Source organism: Clostridium sp. AF19-22AC, from assembly GCF_003479085.1.
GTDB classification, from domain to species: domain Bacteria; phylum Bacillota; class Clostridia; order Lachnospirales; family Lachnospiraceae; genus Faecalicatena_A; species Faecalicatena_A orotica.
This window is the reverse complement of the sequence record NZ_QUGN01000005.1, coordinates 59,296-78,752: the sequence shown is the minus strand read 5'-3', so window position 1 is coordinate 78,752 and position 19,457 is coordinate 59,296. Positions and strand designations below refer to the sequence as shown.

Below are 19,457 nucleotides of genomic sequence, written 5' to 3'. Positions count from 1 at the left end.
TGAACCGCAGAAAACGATGAATTCTCTACATTTTTAAGGTACTTCTGTCTTTTACATACCTACATATCGTGATATGATAATAATAAATCAGAATAACTCCTTACATGTGTACCATTCGTTTTCTGCACAGGAAAGGAGATTTCATTTTATGACCAAAGACAACTTTATTATGTTACCCACTGTAGACTTTTGTTTCAAGGAACTGATGCAGAACCCCAAAGTCAGGAAGGGCTTCATTTCAGCATTGCTGAACCTGTCACCGGACGAAGTAGAGGATACGGTCCTTTTACCCACGCTGCTTCCGAGAGACTCGGCTGATGACAAACTGGGAATTATGGATGTACGGGTACTGCTTAAAGACGGGACGCAGATGAACATGGAAATGCAGGTCAAATACTTTGAATACTGGGATGAACGCGCCTTGTTCTACCTTAGTAAGATGTTTGACAGCCAAATCCGCAAGGGTGAATCCTATGAAAAACTGCAGAAGTGTATTCATGTAAGTATTTTAGACTTCATCCATTTTCCGAATGACAACAAGTGTTACCGCAGGATTCATTTCCGGGATGACAGCACCTATGAACTGTATTCCGATAAAATGGAGCTTCAGATACTGGAGTTAAAAAAACTGTCTCCGGACGTTAAGACCAGTGAGGATGTTCTTACATGGATGAAGTTCTTCAGTGGAAAAAGCAGAAAGGAGTTTCAGAATATGGCTAAGACAAACGAATATCTGGATGAAGCATACAATACATTGCTTAATCTAAGTGCAGACGAGAAAAAACGTCTGGAATATGAGGCCCGTGAAAAGGCATTGAAAGATTATAATACCCAGATCAGCAGTGCTGAAAAAAGAGGACTTAAGGCTGGGGAAGAAAGTGGGTTACGAAGAGGCAAAGAGTTGGGCATTCAAGAGGCCCGGCAGGTTTTCAAACTATATATGCAGGGCAAATCTCCGGAAGAAATTGCGGACCTCTGCAATATCGGTATAGACAAGGTGAAGCAAATTTTAGATTAACTCATTTACTGCTACAATCCGCCTAAAAGGCCTGAGTGGAGGGATACCCTTTCGGGTATCCCCCATTAGAAACATCGAAAGGTATTCACCTTTCATTTTTCAATCGGCATCTCGCCGATTTATCCCATCAATTACTTATTTGAACCGCAGAAAACGATGAATTCTCTACATTTTTAAGGTACTTCTGTCTTTTACATACCTACATATCGTGATATGATAATAATAAATCAGAATAACTCCTTACATGTGTACCATTCGTTTTCTGCACAGGAAAGGAGATTTCAGTTTATGACCAAAGACAACTTTATTATGTTACCCACTGTAGACTTTTGTTTCAAGGAACTGATGCAGAACCCCAAAGTCAGGAAAGGCTTTATTTCTGCATTGCTGAACCTGTCGCCGGACGAAGTCGAAGATACTGTTCTTCTGCCCACGCTGCTTTCGAGGGACTCAACTGATGACAAATTAGGAATCATGGATGTAAGGGTACTGCTTAAAGAGGGGACGCAGATGAACATGGAAATGCAGGTCAAATACTTCGAATACTGGGATGAACGCGCTTTGTTCTACCTCAGTAAGATGTTTGACAGCCAGATCCGCAAGGGCGAATCCTATGAAAAGCTGCAGAAGTGTATTCATGTAAGTATTTTAGATTTCATCCATTTTCCGAATGACAAAGAATGTTACCGAAGGATTCATTTCCGGGATGATAAGACATCTCATCTTTATTCAGATAAAATGGAGCTTCAGATACTGGAACTGAAAAAGCTGCCTTCAGATGTAAAGACCAGTCAGGACGTTCTTACATGGATGAAGTTCTTCAGTGGAAAAAGCAGAAAGGAGTTTCAGAATATGGCTAAGACAAACGAATATCTGGATGAAGCATACAATACATTGCTTAATCTAAGTGCAGACGAGAAAAAACGGCTGGAATATGAGGCCCGTGAAAAGGCGTTAAAGGATTATAATACCCAGATCAGCAGTGCGGAAAAAAGAGGACTTAAGGCTGGGGAAGAGATCGGGCGCAAGGCTGGGGAAGAGATTGGTCGCAAGGCCGGGGAAGAAAGTGGGCTGCGCAGAGGCATTCAGGAGGCCCGGCAGGTTTTCAAACTATATATGCAGGGCAAATCCCCTGAAGAAATTGCGGACCTCTGTGATATCAGTATAGACAAGGTGAAGCAAATTTTAGAATAATCATGTTCTCACATTTCAGATCATGAAGCACATATGCCCCCCGCCTTTTATAATATCCATTATGGAACCAAAAGGCGGGGGCACTTTATCAGTTACTGTTCACAGACAAGCCTGTAAACAGTAACCCTTATCGGTCCTGTATTACCGGCAAAGTATCACTAGCAAAGTATTCTCTTAAAAGCCACGCAGGAGTGCAGCTCCACGCATGACAGAAGCTGTTTACCTGTGACGATCCGTATGGGGATGCATGGGGATCTTCAGGGTCAAAAGCCTCCCAGAAGGTATCGGCTCCCAGATTGATCATTCCTCCCCAGTAAGTCCGCATCAATTCCAGCGCCTTCTCCTTTTCACCCACATGAAGCAGTGCCTCGATGACATGGTGATAGGCATAAGGTGTAGCAACTCCCATCTCCGGATTTTCTTCCAGAAGATGCAGCATTAATGCACGGCTCTTCTCTTTTTCAAATACGTCTGCAAGAACCATCCATGCCTGACTGGACCACGATATCTGATGATCCGCGCCACTTACAAAGAAGCCTTTTTCCTCATCCCAGAAGTGGCTTACTGCTTTTTCCAGAGCATCGGCAAGCATGACCCGGAGTTCCTCTTTGGCCGCCTCATCTCCTGCAAGGCTTGCCAGAACTTCTCCCTGGCGCAGACAGTATATCCATACTGCATGAGCAGCCGCCTGACGGTCAAGTCCGTCTTTCCAGTCAATAAATGCCATCATTGGGTTTTCTGTTTTCGGGACACCATCCTCCATATCATTCAGAGCCAGTACGATCTGGCGGCAGGCCGTGCCCCACAGTTCTTTTACAATTTCCAGATCTTTTGTCTCCTGATAATAGTCGTAAAGAATGGACACGAAAAACAAAGAATAATCGAATAAAAATGTGTCATCTACCTGCATAACAGGCTCAGTGAAAAGACACGCTCCGACTTTCCCGTCTTCACGGATCAGCCCGGCAAAAAGGTACATACACCGTTTCACCAGATTCAGATTCCGGAAGGTTGCATAATTGGCTTTTGCCTGTAGACGCAGGTCACCGATCCACAGACGGCGGTCACGCTTAGGCCCGTCCTCAAACACATGCTGCATACAATCCTGAAGTGTTTTTAAGCTTGCCTTGTCGATTGCTTTGAGGTCCTCCGGCAGAGAGGAAAGTGGCTCTGCCTCCTCCAGAGACACTGCTGAAACTGCAGTCAGTTCCACATTTTCCACCACCACCTGAAACTTTGCCGAGGTATCGACAGCAAAGATTTCCAGATAGCGGAATGCGTACCGTCTCGGAAGTTTCAGTTCACATGGGAGCACATCGATATGTATCAGTTCCTCCTGAATCCACCCTTTGCTGATCCAGCCATGATAAGTGGAGGAATCGTCCAGAATTTCTCCCGGGATTTCTGCAAATTTCAGGCGAAGATAAGCGGGCGCATCCTGCGGGCTTCCCGCCGAATTCAGCTTCAGGGTCACGTAACCGACATGATGGTCTCCGAAATCAAGACAGATACTGTCATCCTTCTTAAGGAGTTTTCCCGGCATAAGGGTGATATCCTCACGTGAGGAAATCTCTGCAATGCCATCCGCCGTTTTCGTTACTGACACAAGTGAAACAGGTTTTACCTTTGTTTCAATGAGCTGAAAATCCAACTCCTGTGCCTTCTTTATAAAGGTATCCACAGTCTTTCTCTTCATATCAGGCAGGATACTTACTAACGCTTCTCCCATCTCTTATTCCTCCTCGTGTAGCACCGCACCATTTGTGGAAATCACATCCCGGTACCAGTAGAAAGATTTTTTCCTGTATCTTTCTAACGTTCCTGTGCCGTCATCGTACCTGTCTACATAAATATAACCATAACGTTTCTTAAGCTCTGCAGTAGAAGCGCTCACAAGGTCTATGCATCCCCATGAGGTATATCCCATGACCTCGACACCATCCTCGATGGCTTCCTCCACCTGTAGAAGGTGCTGTTTCAGATAATCTATGCGGTATCCGTCCTCAACTGTCATTTCTCCGTCTGCATTCCTGATAAGCTCATCCACTGCACCGAGTCCGTTTTCCACAATGAATAATGGTTTCTGGTAACGGTCATAGTAGTAATTCAGCACATAGCGCAGTCCCTTAGGATCAATCTGCCATCCCCACTGGCTGGCGTCAAGATATGGATTCGGAACACCCCCTAAAAGGTTGCCTTTTCCCTCTTTTCGCTTTGCAGGATCAGCGGTGTCACAGATGCTCATATAATAACTAAAGGAAACAAAATCAACTGTGTTTTTCAGAATTTCTTCGTCCCCCGGTGCAAACTGGATTTCGATATTGTTCTCCCTGAAATAGCGTTTCATATATCCCGGATATCTTCCTCTTACATGAACATCCCCAAAAAAGTCATTCATGTGAGTACTCTCCATGACCTTAATTACATCGTCAGGTGACGGCGTAAGAGGGTACGTAGGCATACTTAAAATCATACAGCCGACCTTTGCTTCAGGCATCATCTCATGGGCAATCTTTGTCGCCAGGGCACTGGCCACAAGTTCATGATGGACAGCCTGATAAAGATCATTTTTAGACAACTTTTCTTTGTCTGTATAGATCCCTCCGCTTAAGAAGGGTTCATGAAGCACCGAGTTGATTTCATTAAAGGTGAGCCAGTACTTAACTTTCTTACCGTATCTGTCAAAAATCGTCCTTACATACTTCTCATAAAAATCAATCATCCTGCGGTTCACCCATCCGTCATAGGTCCGGGAAAGGTGGAGCGGTGTTTCATAATGTGAGATCGTAACGAGAGGTTCCATACCATATTTCAGACATTCGTCAAACAGGTCGTCATAAAACCGGAGCCCTTTTTCGTTCGGGGTATCCTCATCCCCCTGCGGGAAAATGCGGCTCCAGGCAATCGAAGTACGGAATACCTTGAATCCCATCTCCGCAAACAGTTTGACATCCTCCTTATATCTGTGGTAAAAGTCAATACCCACGAGCTTCATATTATCCGGTGCAGGCTCTGCTGTGCGGGGCCCTGCGATCCCGTGTGGAGTCACATCCTGTGTGCTTAACCCTTTGCCGTCTTCATCATATGCCCCTTCGCACTGGTTGGCAGCAACCGCGCCGCCCCATAGGAAATCCTTTGGAAATGTCATATTATAAATTCTCCTTTCATGGTTATGAGTTATAAATATTTCTATAATGATACAATGCCCCGATCAGATTCGCATCATTGTAATATCTGCAATTTGTAATTCGCGGTACCGGTACATACGGGCTGACGCTTCTCAACGGGATCTTCCCGGTCAGTTCTGTCATACTTTTATTTACATATTCCAGGAGCAAAGGCTGCTGGCTGATTCCCCCTCCGATTGCAATGATGTCTAAATCAAGGAGAATATTCAGGTTATAAATTTGGACAGCAAGGGCATCTGTATAATCCTTCAGCCCCTTTAAAACAAGCTCGTCTCCCTCGTTTGCCATGCTGAATATGCTGATGCCGTCATAACTTTCCCAATCCACACCTGTATACTTTGCCACTGCCCGGGCCAGACCCTGTGCCCCTCCCGATATCCCCCAGTAGCTGTCCATTTCCTGCGGCAGATCGTCTTTCGTGCAAATATAGCTGTATTCCCCCGCTGTAAAGCGGTTCCCCCGGTAAATCCTGCCATTTAGGATAATTCCCCCTGCGACACCGGACCCGAGAACTACCACGGCCCCGTTCGTACAATCTTTCAGGCTTCCCTTCCAGTATTCAGCCAGGGCAGCACATTTCCCATCATTTTCCACACTCACAGGCATTCCATACCGCTTAGACAGCTCCACTGCCACGGAACTGCCGCAGAGGTAAGGCAGGTATCCTGCCGTCACACAATACCCTGTCTTGTTATCCAGCATTCCCGGCATACTGACGGCAATCCCCGATATACGGGACCTGTATTTTTCTACAACGGAATCCAGAATCTGATAGAAATCTTCTTTTGTATGGTTCTCATAAGCCGGGGTAGGTACCTTATCTTTTTCCAGAATAATGGCATTCTCATCCATCATGGCATACTTCGTAAAGGTACCGCCGGCATCAAATACAAGATAGTTCTTCATGTTCTTAACCTTCCATGTTACTTTTCATTTCCAAAGTTGATATAAAGCTTTGCAAAGAAATCTTCCAGTGTCAGCCGGGCATCCAGATATTTGTACACACGGATTTCCCGGTTATTCTGCCCGTGAATATAAGTCATATCAGCTGCAATTCGCGGTGCGGGAACTAAATCATAGCTTACCTTCTCCAACTCTTCCATGAGGACCGCGATTGTTCCCTGATCCCCCAGTCCCCAGATTTCCCCGTGGGGCCATTCCATCTCATAAGCTGCCGCCTTTTGGTTAAATTCCACCATCTGTTCAAACAGATATTTCCCGATTTTCCCGCAGGGACGGACTTTCATCTGCAGCTCAGCCAGAGAAACTGCCATGACTTTATACAGGCTTTTCGGTACCTGCCACAGCGGTACATGTGAAGAAAAAATCACGTTTGCAGCATGTATATCCATGAGCAGGTTAAACTCGAACCCGCCCTCCGGATAATCTCCTCCGCCAATCCAGATGACAGTCATGCGGTCCGCAATTTCTGGTGCAAGAAGCAGTGCCGAAGCCACATCCGTGACCGCACCCTGGCAGGCGACGTACAGCGGACGCGCATCCTCTTTCATCGCCTCCTGTATAATGAAGCGTGCTGCAGGACTGTCGATCGGTGTATGCTCGTCTTCCAATCCTTTGGGAGCACCCAGAACGACAGGACACTGATCCTTCACACCCATTAATTCCATAACTTTCAATATTTCATCATAGCTTGCCTGCGCAGTGCCTAGTTCCCCATATTCCTGAGGATTCTTACAGAAGTGTCCGGCAGCTATGCCTCTGATATCAAATCTCGGGGTCATCAGATGATGTGCCACCGCAAACTGGTCATCTGCCTCATTTTTACAATCTGTATGCACAATGACCCTTACTTTTTTATTTTCCGGAACTGTATATGCGTAATCCCACATGACTTCTCCTTTCATAACCATTTTAATCAGCCATCTGCCGTTTATCCAGTTCCGCACGGATTTCCGGATACTTCTTATCGAGATCATAAGGAATCAGAACGATGATGGCAATAATTGTTGACACCAGTGACAGTCCTCCGAACGCAAAGTTGATCGCTGTCTGGGTCTTTGGAAACATCTGTGCAAGGTTCTGTCCTGCCGAGAGTGCTTTATCCATAGCGCCTGCATCATATGCGCCCCATACGAGAAGAGCGGATACAATGGCTGAAGCCGACGCACTTGCAAGTTTATTCAGGAAACCGGAGATAGCAGTCTGCGTACCCGCAAGACTCTTTCCGCATTTCCATTCTGTGTAATCGAAGATGTCCGGCATCATGGAGTAGAACATACTGGAACGGAATCCAAATCCAAGTCCGATGACAGCCAGTGCGATTGTCGCTACGGTTCCGTTTGAGGTAAAGAATAATACACCGTAACCGATTGCATCCACGACAGCGCCGAACTGCATCAGTTTTACCTTGTGAATCCCTTTTCCATTCAAAAATGCAGCAAGCAGCATCGTTGGAATTGCCAGTATCGTCAAGAGGGATAAGGCTGTCGGCATCGCACTCACATCGCCGACAATATAACTATAGTAATACTGCATCGCACCATACATTCCCAGATAACCTACGAACAGGAAGTATACGAGGAACAGAAGCATAATGTAATATTTATTTTTAAATACGTTGCCCATATCCTGCAAAAAAGACGTCTTCTGTGCAGACTGTGTAGGCGGGTTGATTTCCGCAGTACTGAAAACGCAGATGCACATGATTGCTACGACAATGATTCCCAGTACAATATTGGTGTTTCTGTATCCTGCTGCAAGGGCAGCGCCTGTTGCATCAGAAGACCCTGCAAAGAAGTAAACCATTGGAATGACAAACAGGGAAGAAGTCAGTGATCCCAGGTTTGCGAAAACCATACGTGTTGTTGCAATATTCGTTCTCTCTGACGGTACCGGTGATAATGCTGTTACAATCGGCGCCATCGGGATATTTACCAGCGTGTAGCCAAATGAAAAAATGATATATGTAATGTAAGCCCATGCCAGTTTGGAGCCTGCACCCCAGCCGGTAGGAACAGAAAACAGAAGAACCATTCCAATTGCAAGCACAGGAGCGCCTGCCAGCATCCACGGGCGGTAACGTCCCATTTTAGTATCTGTATGATCTACAAATGATCCAACCATGTAGTCTGTCAGGGCATCAATAAATTTTGTAATAACAAACATAAATCCTGCGGCACCGGCAGAGATGCCTGCACAGTTCGTATAGTAAAACAATAAGTATGTATTTGCCAGCAGATACGCCAGATTACAGGCATAGTCACTGATTCCGAATCCGATACGCTGTCTCCATTTAAAGCTAGTTGTTTTATAATATGACGGTTCGTGTTTTAATTGCTGCATTTTTCTTCCTCCTCTATTCTCCTGCTGCGGCAGTAACCGGCTTCATCGTGCCTGCTGCCTCCTTTAAGTTATAAAGCTCCTTCAGAAGCCGTGTTTCTTCCTTCTCTGTCAGGTTATGTTCTATGCGGAACACAACCGTCTTCTTCTTTCCCTGTTCCATCAAAAGCTGCTTCATGGCCCCCGGTGTGCCAAAGACGCTTTGATCTGCATCGATGATGTTGTTACCGGCCGTCCAGACATCCGCTTTCACACGGATACCGTATGACCTGTTGACTGTCTCCCTGACGCTGTCCATATAGTAATAACGATAGGCATTGACCTGCCGTTTCCTGCGGTGACGCCTGCCAAAACCGAGCCCAAACGTTCCAATCACTGCATAAAGGGAATCGCCGTCCTCAACCAGAAACTGTCCGGTGAAGATCAGCGTGTGGTCGATACGAATCTGAAAAATCAGTGATCCGGCTGCGACCACAAAGCAGATCAGGCACATGGCAAATGCACTCATCTGTGGCACCAATATTGCGGCGGAAAGTACAATCGCCATATCTAATACAAGATTTACACCTGCCAGCAGCATACGGTACGCTGCAAATTCCTTCTTTTTATCCTGAAACTGAGCCATTATTTCCTCCTGTTCCCCTTTTAGGAACCATAATCGTCCTGTTACTCTTATTTTCTTACAAAATGCATAACCTGTATGGAAGCCTTTGGCAGACGCACTGCAAAATCATTCTCCCTGCGGGACGGCGCCTTTCCTGTCTTTTCACGGATTTTGTCCGGTTCCTCTTTTGTATTGCAGTCGTGGGGATCTTCACTTTCAAGGATCTGCCCGGACACATACTGTACTTCATCTGAAAATGCAATCACGATTTCCTGATCTTTTTCCATATCAGCATTGATCAGGTTCACAAAAATTCCTTCCTCTTTCTCAGAAGCAAAAATAAATGTTTTATCAGATGTCTCTCCGACTGTTTCCAAACCTAAGCCTTCCCGGTGCACTTTGTACATATTGAATACATCGTAATTCGGTGTCAGTATGCATGTTTCGCCTTCCGTAAGGAATAAGGAATTCAGCACATTGACAGTCTGTGCTACGCACGCCATTTTCACGCTCTCACAATTTTTATGAAGGATATCCAGAGTAAGCGCCGTTGTAATAGCATCGCGCATTGTACACTGCTGGTACAGAGCCGGTCTGTTTGAAAAAGCGGCTCCATGCCAGTTGCCCCATTCTCCTATGATCAAATCACAGTCCGGCTTTGGAGTCTTAAAAAATCCTTCTTCCTCCGGAAGCGCCTCGATTCCCTCACGGATTAGCGCCGCCTGTTCCTGTATCACTTCATCAAGCTCCAGACATCCCGTAATCACCAGGTCCCAGTCACGTTCATCAAATTCGGTTTCCTTTTGTTCGAGATTTTCCAGATTCCAGTTATAAAAATGTAAGTCGTATCCGTCCAAAGGCGGCCTTCTGAATTTTCCAAGCTCCTGAAAAAACTGCTTCGTCCATTCCACTCGTTCCTTCGGCTTGTTCCCGTCCGGTCCTGATGCGATACTCTTCATTTCTGTCTTAGGTTTCCCGCCGTTCTCCAGAGAAATAAAGTTGGGAAACGCAGAAGCATATTTCCGGTATTCATTCGCATAGCTTTCCGGTGTCATACATCCGCCGCCTGCCCAGACCTCGTTGCCTATTCCCCATAGTTCCACGCCAAAGGGTTTCTCTGCCCCGTTCTGCTTACGCTCTTTTGCAAGTGAAGTTTCATCCTCTCTGTTGCAGTACTCCATCCATTCCCGCATTTCTTCTGTACCGGAAGTCATCATGTTAATGTTCAGCCAGGGTCTGGCCCCCGTAAGCTCGCACAGCCTCATAAATTCATGCGTTCCAAACTGGTTGGAATCCAGTTCATAGGTCCCGAAATTCTCATTATAAGTTACTGGACGCTCATTTCCCGGACCGATTCCATTTCGCCAGTGGTAGGTGTCTGCATAACATCCGCCCGGCCATCGGATAACCGGAGGCTGCAGCCTTTTCAGGGCATCCACCACATCTTTTCTCAGACCGTTGTAATTAGGGATCTCTGACTCTTCACCCACCCATATTCCGTCATAAATACAACTGCCAAGGAATTCGATAAAATGTCCGTGAAGCTCTTTGCTGATTTTACCTTTCTTACTGTCAATCTTGATTTCAACTGTGTTCATGTTTTCCTCCTCTATCTGTTATTGACATTGTACTTAAGAAAGCAGGAACTTTATATTAAAATAACAGCATTATTGTCAAAATCCGAACATCTTACTTACATATTTGCTCCATTTCCTGTATCCTCTGAACGGAATTCTTTCTGCTTATACTTTTCTCTGTATTGTCTGGGTGTCATCTTCATATATTTTTTAAATACGCTCCCGAAATGGCTCTGGGAATAAAAGCACACATAATCGCTGATTTCTGACAGACTTGCTTCTGAATACTTCAACAGGTTGGCTGCGCGCTCTACACGGACTTTCTGAATATAATCCTGCACACTCATTCCGGTGTCACTGCGGAAAACCCTCGTAAGGTGCCCCGGGCTGATACCGATTGCCCTTGCCGCATCTTCCAGATAAATTTTATGGTGGTAATTCTGGTGAATGTAATCCCTGCATTGTTCTGTATAATTGGAAGAGGCCTTTTTCTCCTTCGTTTCTGCCACAAGTTTCGTGAAGTCGAGCACACTTCTGCGCATATACTCCACCATCTGGTCCATCCTTGTGCATCGGTCGATACGGTTAATATATAAATCGCTTAACCGGTATGACTCTGCCGGGGATACGCCTCCTGCAATCGCTTCCCTTGTCACGGCTGTCACGGAAACAATCGCCAAATTCCGCTGGTGGTTCAGTCTTTTCACAGATAGCATCCCTGCGCCCTCGACAAGGGCATCCATGCGCTCCAGAACATGTTTCGTGTCTCCTTCACGCACGCAGTCCATCACATATCGCTCCTCCCGGTATGTATGGTGGTATATTTCATCATCTATCTTTCGCAACTCCATCATGGCATCTTCTTTTTCATTCAGCTCTTTTTTATCTTCGGCCAGATTATTTCCGACCATTAAAGTGTCCACGCCCAGACTTACATTTTCCAGAAGCTCATAGAGAAAACTGACAAAGTTCAGTATCTTGAGAAGTGATATTGTAACCGGCGGCTTCTCATATTCATGGCTGATATGATAGGCTTTGTAGTAGCTGTGAATTTCCTCATAGCTTAACTCCTCCGTACAGACCGGTCCTGTGAGATAATAACCTCCCCCAGATTTCACTGCAGCAAAATAGACCTTTGTATCATCCTTATAGATCACAGGGATATCCTGTTTCCGGCTTTTCTCTATTAAATACCGGGCCAGTTCTCCAGAGTGGAGGAAGGGGCTTTCCTGGTCCAGAAACGTTCCGAAGCTTTTTACATCCATCTCTTCATCGGAGGTATAAAATAACGGTAATCCCCACAAAAGTTCTAATTTTCTCATTAAATCTGACATCTCTATCTCCTCTTTTATCAATCTTTTACATATATTCTAATGCATAACACACAGAATACCAACAAAAAAGAGATATGTGCCGCCTGAGCATCACATATCTCTTTTTCCTATTGTATATTGTTCTATCACTCCCCGCCTCCGGCGGGAATGAACAGCCTCTTTTATTTTACAAGGTGGACCTGTGCCTGATTCACTCCCATCGAGAGTGCCCTCTCATGGTCATTTACATAAATATCAATATGTTTCCCTTTTATAGCTCCGCCGCAGTCTTCTGCTGTAAATACATGTCCCCCTATGATGACCTTCGTTCCATAAGGTATCACATCCGGATCAACCGCGATCGTCCGGCCTTCCACAACCGGTGTCCCTGTCGCAGTTATCCCGGTCTCCACGTCGCAGCAGATCTCACAGGAACAATAATAAGTCAGTTCAAAATCACCGAGGTCCTCACCGTACATATCATCCGTGGCATTTACCTCCCCGATGCTGCCTGCATATGCGTAACTGCTGTCATCCAGTACACGTGTCGCCCAGACTGCCTCGTTTTTATCCACACTGCCTTGTACGATCCCATAATCAGTTCCCATCGCTTCGACTGTCCTGCTGTCTCCGGCATAAATTACTACGTGGTGGATATGTCCGTCCTTTGCATAGAAAATCAAATCACCGGGCTTGGCATCCCCGACCGGAATCTTCGTTCCGTACTGTGCCTGGTCCTCAGCCACTCTCGGAAGGTCATAACCATACTGCTTATAGATGCTCTGTACAAATCCGGAACAGTCCGCCCCTTCTGTCAGGCTGGTCCCTCCCCAGATATAGGGATTGCCAATAAACTGTGAGGCATACTCTACCAGAGACTCTCTCACTTCCGCTCCCGGTACGCCCGACTTCACGGAAGTCAGCGTATAATAACATGCCTGATTGTTCTCCGGTTCAATAATCTCACTCGCAGTCGGGAAACTATCCTCCCCGCTTTTTTCGATCTGCCTGTCCACATCTTTTCCGGTCTTCAGATATCTCTTGTTTACGAATCCCCTGACATCGCCTGATTCTACATATACCCACTCCTCATTCTCATCGGCGAGGATATAGCACAGACTGTCCGCTTTTAGTGTTCCGACAATACGGGAATTCATTCCTTTGCCTTCTCTCACATTCAAAAGACCGATTGTTGTCAGCGCATATTTCTTGTCCACCACTGTCCTGTTCACAGTCGCATGTGTATGTAAAAATGCCTCATTCTCACCCTGAGGAACAAGTTCCTTTGCAAGAGTGACGACAGTCTCAATTCCGGTATACTCTTTTTTCTCTTTCTCAGCCTTTACCTTTGCCTGATTCTGGAATTCCTTCAAAAGCTTCTGTGCATCATCACCACGCAGAACCTCATCCGCTTTCACAAATCCCCTGACAGTACCTGACTCCACATACAGCCAGCCGCCTTTTTCCTCCTGAAGGACATATAAAAGCCCGTCCTTGTTAAGAGAACCTACAGCACGTGCATCTGCTGTCATCTCTTCCCTGACACTCACGGATGTACGGGCAAATGCATATCGTCTTGCCACTGTCCAGAACCGGAAATCCTTCTTTACATTTGGAATCCGTATTATCTGCTGTCCGGCTACCAGTGCTGCATTTGTAGACGGCTTATTCGCATCTTCCGCCTCCTGCTTCTTACTGTCATCTTCTTTTTTGTCCTCTGTTCCTTCAGCATCTGACGGTTTCTCTGACTGAGCCGGATCTTCCGGTGAAATAGAATCATCCGGTGTGCTTCCGCCTTCGTTTACAGAACCATCCTGATTCTGATTTTCATCGCCTGAGCTGCTGCCGTTCTGGCCGTCACCTTTCCCTTCTTCGACAGAACCGGAACCGTCGCCCTTACCGCCTTCGTCTTTATCTCCCGGAGTACTGCCCTCCGGCTTCTCTGGCTCTCCTTCGCTGCCCGTGCTGCCCTGTTCCTTTTCATCTTCACGTTCGCCGGTTACCGGATCGACTTTTATCTTTGTCTCTTTATCGAGCAGATATCCGGTCTCCTCATCCAGGTAAACGGAACCATCCTCCAGCATGGCAAGGACCTCTTCTGAAATATCGACCATCGTCTCTGTACCGTCAATTGTCAAAGCCTGCTTTGGAAGCTCTGCCTTACCACTTTCCTCTGCCTGCGCCTGACCCGCTGTCTGTCCGCCTGATATATCCGCTGCCAGTACAGGTGCTGCCTGTACCGTAATCATGCCAGCTGATAATACTGCTGCCAGAACTCTCTTGTATTCTTTTGCCTTCATCCTAATTAATTCCTCCCGCCGTTCTAAACCGGAATCTTTCCTGCGTAATCTTCCGTATGATCTCTATCTTTTTATTGTACTCCCGGCGGTTTATAATTGCAATCTTATTTCTCGATCTGATTCCGGTTTTATAGTCTTCACCCGCAGGAAAAAATACAGTACATGGCATACCCAGACAACCGCCAGACAGATTCTCCCAACCGGGACATTGCTCATCAGAATAAATCCGACCGCCATGACAGCCGTTACCATCCCTATGATAGAAAACTTTGTTTTCATTGTCATTGCTTTCTGCTTTACAAAACTCTCCAGATGTTTCTGATATAATTTTGTCTGCAGAAACCAACTGTGCAGACGTTTTGAACTTTTTGCAAAACAGAACACTGTCGCCATATAAAAAGGCACTGTAGGCAGAATCGGCAGAACTATGCCAACCGTCCCCAGAGCGAGTGTCAGAAATCCTAAAATGATCCAGAATATTTTTAGTGGGTTCTTCTTCATAAATGATCCTCCTTCATATGCCATCTTAAAAATGACCTGTACCCCAATCCATTTTACAGATTGGTTAGTTTTGCCTAACATTGTATATTAATAATACTATATTTTGAAAAAAATAAAACAGATATAATTGAGAATTTTTCTCATTATATCTGTTTTTTCTATATAATACAAAAACATCCCATAAACTTAATGTCTATGAGATGCTTCTTAAGCTCCCCGAGTTGGGTTCGAACCAACGACCCTTCGGTTAACAGCCGAATGCTCTACCACTGAGCTATCGAGGATTATATGAATTTGATTTGTTCCAAACTGGAACGAAATGGAGAATACGAGATTCGAACTCGTGACCTCCTGCTTGCAAGGCAGGCGCTCTCCCAACTGAGCTAATCCCCCGAAAAGTGTATTGCTTTTAACAACTTTTATAAAATATCATATTATACAAATTATGTCAATACATTTTCAAATATTTCTTTTGATTTTTTATCCCAGAAATTGAAATATCTGCTGAAAGGCTTTTACCCTTTCAGCAGCAGTATTTTATCCTCTGGTATCTCCAGATAATCCGGCAGGCCCTTTTCGTCAAGCCTGTCCCACCATTCTCTCTGCACAAACCAGCATATTTCCTCCATATCCCCGCTGCAGCCTTTTAGAAAATACTTCCTCTCAAACTGAAGCTCAGCCATACTGCTCAGTTTCACAGGAAGGCTGTTTACAGTCGGTTTCCCCCAAACAGGTATGAATTCATGGGCTCTAAATCCGATGCAGCATATATCTTCCGGGACCTTTCTTTTCAGTTTAAGGCGTATCCCCCAGTCCGGGACTTCGAGTGTCTTATCATCCAGACGGTTTACATTGGTGATATTCTTGCATCCGGTCAGCCGTGCGGCTTCCTTCCACTGCGGATCCGCAAAAATCTCCTTTGTTTTGCCGAAACAGATTACTTTCCCGGCATCCATGATGAGAAGTTCCTCACAGAACCGGTATATCTCATCTCTGCTGTGTGAAACAAGTATGACTGTACCTTTGTAATCCTCCAGCATTTCAATCATTTCCTGCTGGAGCCGGTCCTTCAGGAACACATCCAACGCCGAAAACGGTTCGTCCAGAAGGATCACCCCCGGTTCATATGCCATGATTCTGGCTAACGCGACACGCTGCTGCTGGCCCCCGGACAGTTCCCCCGGAAGTCGGTCCTCCAGACCTTCCAATTGGAACTTCTTAAGCATCTCACAGACCCTTTTACTTTTTTCCTGCTTCGTCCCCCTCAGCCCTGCTGCGATATTGGATTTTACAGTCATCGTAGGAAACAAGGCATAATTCTGGAACAGATATCCGACTTTCCTGTTCTGGGGCTTTAAATTTACTTTATGTACCGAGTCAAACAGTACCTTATCATCGATCACTATCTTCCCCGTATCCGGCTTTACAATCCCCGCTATACTCTTTAGCGTCATGCTTTTCCCACAGCCTGAGGCACCCAGTATCCCGATCCGTCGGCTCTCACTCTTTAAGTTCATACTGAGTGTAAAATTCCCCAGTTTTTCCTGAAATGTTATGTCAACAGCCATTGCTTAACTTCTCCCGTCCCTACCAGCGCTTTATGTGCTTCATATTTTTACCGCTTAACAAGTTCATCAGAAATATGATCCCAAATGCAATCAGCATTACGATGACAACCCAGACGCCTGCAGTGAGGTAATTTCCGTCCTGTATGACCATCGCTATTCTCTGGGATATCGTCCCCGTCTTGCCCGGTATGTTTCCGGCAAGCATGGAGGTAGCCCCGTACTCGCCCATCGCCCTCGCAAATGTCAGGATCGTCCCCGACATGATGCCTGGTCCCGCGGACGGAACGGCCACCTTCCAGAAGATCGCGGTCTCGCTCATCCCCAGCGTCCTCGCCGCATAGATCAGGTTTACGTCGATCTGCTCAAATGCAGCCCGTGCATTGCGGTACATCAGTGGGAAAGCAATCACTGTCGCGGCAATTATACAGCCGGTCCACGTCTGCACAATCTTGAGGTCAAAGGTCTCAAATAAAAAAATGCCAAGTGGTCTTCTCCGGCTGAACAGCAAAAGAAGGAAGAAACCTGCCACCGTCGGAGGCAGGACCATAGGCAGTGTCAGAATCCCGTCTGCTACCGCCTTCATCTTCGGCCCCGCCTTCAGTACTTTTCTGGCCGCATAGATTCCCAGGAAGAATGAAATAATCGTCGCAACTACTCCTGTCTTCAGAGATATGTACAACGGACTCCAGTCGAGTTCCTTTATGATTTCTATAATCTCATCCATTTCCGTTTCCTCCCGGGATTAAATATTTCTTTTCTTCTATCTCTCTACATCCGTATCAAAATAATAGGACTCAAACACTGTTTTTGCCTCGTCGGACAGTATAAATTTATAAAAATCTTCCGCCGCTTTTGCCTGCAGGTCGTCTGCCTCGTCATTCACTACCTGGCATACCGGGTAGATTACATTTCCTGTTAAATCATAGCTGACTGTCTCCAGAATGTCCAGTTCATCTTCGAAGCCATAGGTATCTGAATAGTAGGTTGTTCCAACCTCACAGGAGCCTTCCACAACCGCGGAAAGAACTTTGCTTACGTTATCCTGTTCGCTGATTTCAACACCGCCGAGAGCTTCAGATATCTGTTCTGTTGTAATTGTATCGGGTTCGTCTGTCTTTTCTAATATACCGAGGTTGATCAGTGCCTGTCTTGTATATTTACCTACAGGCACACTTCCTCCTGCAAGGGCAATACTCTGTGCATCCTTCAAATTCTCAAGTCCTGTCACCTTTGTTTTGCTGTCCTTCAGCGTCACAACAACGACCTGGTTGTTTAATACATTGGCCCTCGTCCCCTCTTTTACGAGTCCGTCGCCCTCCAGTGTGTCCATCTGCTTCTGTGCAGCAGAAAAGAAGATATCACATTCATAGCCTTCCTGAATCTGGGTCAGGAGTGTTCCTGAGCTGTCTGCATTAAAAGTAATCTTTACATTTGGCTGCTTCTCATGATACATATCTGCAAGTTCTGTCATTACCGTATTCAGGCTGGCTGCTATGAACACCTGTATTTCTGTTTCATCCAACTGGTCTGCACCCGCATCTTTTTTCTCGTCCTGAACCTCATCTTCCTGTTTTACATCATCTTTCTTTGCGTCAGAGCCAGAACCTCCTGAACACCCGGCCAGACTGAATACCAGCATCGCCGCCATCATTGCTGCTAAAATACGCTTTTTCATAATCCTTCTCTCCTTTTATATGTTTTTTCAAACCGTTCTATTTTTAAAAACAGTACGGTTTGAAAGAAAAACGGATTATAAATCCGTGTTTCTTCTTCCACATGTCAGGCAGGCTTTGAAAATTTTGCCTGCCCTCCTGATTATCTAATCCCGGAATCCTTTTCCGAAATACTTCTGATAGACCTCATCCGTATATGCCTGAACCTCCGAAACCATATCCCGGTAATTCTCCACCAGTTTCTTTCCTTCTTTTGTCAGCCTCGAGCCGCCGCCACCCTGCCCGCCTGTCCAGCGTTCTGTCAGCGGGAACCCCAGCTGGCGTTCTGCCTCTTTAATGATCCTGCTGCCCTTACTGTAGGAAAGCCCCATCTGAAGACAGGCCTCCTGAAGTGACCCCGTCTGTCCGAGCAGTTCCATCAGCTGGTAAATCCCCGGACCAAAGAATGCCTTGTTAGCCATCAGTTTAACCTGGGCCTTCGGCCTGACCGGATATCCTTCCCCCCTGCCGTAATTCCATTCCAGAAGTTCCTGATACTCATCCTTTGTATCTATATCCCGACAGACACCTTCATCCTCAACCTCCACATCCGTAACCGGTATCTGGGAGGCTCTGACCGCCCCCATGAGCCCGCCACCGCCATCATATTTCATCAAAGATTCTGCCACATCCCTGTGCATAATAATCGGGTGCCCGTGCTTTCCGTGATAAATAGTCCGCACAATCTTTCCATCGATCATCAGCACCTGCCGCATCGTCTCCGGCTTGATCGCAGGTATATCCGCGGGCATAATCAGAATCCGTTCACATTCTCCTGCAATCTTGCGTACTCCCAGAACCACCGAGTCAAACATTTCCGTCGTCTCATATCGTTCGTTTTTCACAAACTGAACGCCCGTATAAAAAAGATGCTCTTGCAGTTCCCGGGCCCGGTACCCTGTCACAACGACAACAGGATCGACTCCCAGCTTCTTAAGCATCGTCACAATATGAATGGCAATCGTAGAATCCCCGAAAGGAAGCATGGGCTTAAAATCTTTCATCCTCAATGACTGTCCGGCGGCAACAATAACCGCACCAGTCTTCTTCATGCACCCACCTCCATGTATGTCAGTTTCGTTTTACAATATAATCCTCCGAATATGATACTATTATATTAGATATTCTCAGAATAGGCAAGTAATGTCTGGTATTTATCTCCAATTTCAATTTCGTCAAATT

General features: G+C 46.0%; 16 protein-coding genes and 2 tRNA genes. 2 read left to right on the top strand and 16 right to left on the bottom strand.

The annotated features are described in order from the left end of the window. Positions 1-148 precede the first annotated feature (148 nt). A complete protein-coding gene (locus DWX43_RS07610; protein WP_118619857.1) occupies positions 149-1,018 on the top strand; it encodes an Rpn family recombination-promoting nuclease/putative transposase in 870 nt (289 codons plus the stop codon). A gap of 288 nt (positions 1,019-1,306) precedes the next feature. Next, positions 1,307-2,212 carry an Rpn family recombination-promoting nuclease/putative transposase gene (locus DWX43_RS07605; RefSeq protein ID WP_118619855.1) on the top strand — a complete coding sequence of 302 codons (906 nt, stop codon included), beginning with the start codon at positions 1,307-1,309 and terminating at the stop codon, positions 2,210-2,212. 127 nt (positions 2,213-2,339) lie between these two features. Here the strand turns inward: DWX43_RS07605 and DWX43_RS07600 are convergent, their stop codons facing one another. From DWX43_RS07600 to DWX43_RS07525, 16 genes are all read right to left on the bottom strand, one after another. Continuing rightward, positions 2,340-3,941: a family 78 glycoside hydrolase catalytic domain gene (locus DWX43_RS07600; protein ID WP_118619853.1), complete on the bottom strand. Its 1,602-nt coding sequence runs from the start codon at positions 3,939-3,941 to the stop codon at positions 2,340-2,342. Between the two features lie 3 nt (positions 3,942-3,944). Continuing rightward, positions 3,945-5,360 carry a glycoside hydrolase family 1 protein gene (locus DWX43_RS07595; protein ID WP_118619851.1) on the bottom strand — a complete coding sequence of 472 codons (1,416 nt, stop codon included), beginning with the start codon at positions 5,358-5,360 and terminating at the stop codon, positions 3,945-3,947. A 22-nt stretch (positions 5,361-5,382) separates the two neighbouring features. After that, positions 5,383-6,306, bottom strand: a complete 924-nt coding sequence (locus DWX43_RS07590; protein ID WP_118619849.1) for an ROK family protein — start codon at positions 6,304-6,306, stop codon at positions 5,383-5,385. Positions 6,307-6,323: 17 nt separating this feature from the next. Further along, on the bottom strand, positions 6,324-7,250 hold the full coding sequence (locus DWX43_RS07585; protein WP_118619847.1) for a nucleoside hydrolase: 927 nt from the start codon (positions 7,248-7,250) through the stop codon (positions 6,324-6,326). 22 nt (positions 7,251-7,272) lie between these two features. Continuing rightward, positions 7,273-8,703, bottom strand: coding sequence for a glycoside-pentoside-hexuronide (GPH):cation symporter (locus tag DWX43_RS07580; RefSeq protein WP_118619845.1), 1,431 nt, complete (start codon positions 8,701-8,703; stop codon positions 7,273-7,275). 13 nt (positions 8,704-8,716) lie between these two features. After that, a complete protein-coding gene (locus DWX43_RS07575; RefSeq protein ID WP_118619843.1) occupies positions 8,717-9,325 on the bottom strand; it encodes a hypothetical protein in 609 nt (202 codons plus the stop codon). A 47-nt stretch (positions 9,326-9,372) separates the two neighbouring features. Then, the gene (locus DWX43_RS07570; protein ID WP_118619841.1) at positions 9,373-10,902 is read right to left on the bottom strand and encodes an alpha-L-arabinofuranosidase C-terminal domain-containing protein; all 1,530 of its coding nucleotides are present in this window, start codon (positions 10,900-10,902) and stop codon (positions 9,373-9,375) included. A 95-nt stretch (positions 10,903-10,997) separates the two neighbouring features. Beyond that, complete coding sequence (locus tag DWX43_RS07565) at positions 10,998-12,215, bottom strand: helix-turn-helix domain-containing protein (protein WP_109730656.1); 1,218 nt, start codon at positions 12,213-12,215, stop codon at positions 10,998-11,000. A gap of 161 nt (positions 12,216-12,376) precedes the next feature. Continuing rightward, the gene (locus DWX43_RS07560; RefSeq protein ID WP_118619839.1) at positions 12,377-14,494 is read right to left on the bottom strand and encodes an NlpC/P60 family protein; all 2,118 of its coding nucleotides are present in this window, start codon (positions 14,492-14,494) and stop codon (positions 12,377-12,379) included. Between the two features lie 90 nt (positions 14,495-14,584). Then, positions 14,585-14,995 (bottom strand): YbaN family protein, encoded by a 411-nt coding sequence (locus DWX43_RS07555; protein WP_118619837.1) that lies wholly within the window; start codon positions 14,993-14,995, stop codon positions 14,585-14,587. Positions 14,996-15,207: 212 nt separating this feature from the next. Further along, positions 15,208-15,279: transfer RNA gene (locus DWX43_RS07550), tRNA-Asn, on the bottom strand. Positions 15,280-15,315: 36 nt separating this feature from the next. Continuing rightward, positions 15,316-15,388, bottom strand: a tRNA-Ala gene (locus DWX43_RS07545). A gap of 122 nt (positions 15,389-15,510) precedes the next feature. Beyond that, entirely contained in the window at positions 15,511-16,563 is a 1,053-nt protein-coding gene (locus tag DWX43_RS07540; RefSeq protein ID WP_118619835.1) for an ATP-binding cassette domain-containing protein, read from the bottom strand. 19 nt (positions 16,564-16,582) lie between these two features. Then, positions 16,583-17,287 (bottom strand): molybdate ABC transporter permease subunit, encoded by a 705-nt coding sequence (gene modB / locus DWX43_RS07535; RefSeq protein ID WP_109730659.1) that lies wholly within the window; start codon positions 17,285-17,287, stop codon positions 16,583-16,585. 36 nt (positions 17,288-17,323) lie between these two features. Beyond that, positions 17,324-18,238 (bottom strand): molybdate ABC transporter substrate-binding protein, encoded by a 915-nt coding sequence (modA, locus tag DWX43_RS07530; RefSeq protein ID WP_118619833.1) that lies wholly within the window; start codon positions 18,236-18,238, stop codon positions 17,324-17,326. 144 nt (positions 18,239-18,382) lie between these two features. After that, complete coding sequence (locus tag DWX43_RS07525; RefSeq protein WP_109730661.1) at positions 18,383-19,327, bottom strand: NTP transferase domain-containing protein; 945 nt, start codon at positions 19,325-19,327, stop codon at positions 18,383-18,385. Positions 19,328-19,457: the final 130 nt, after the last annotated feature.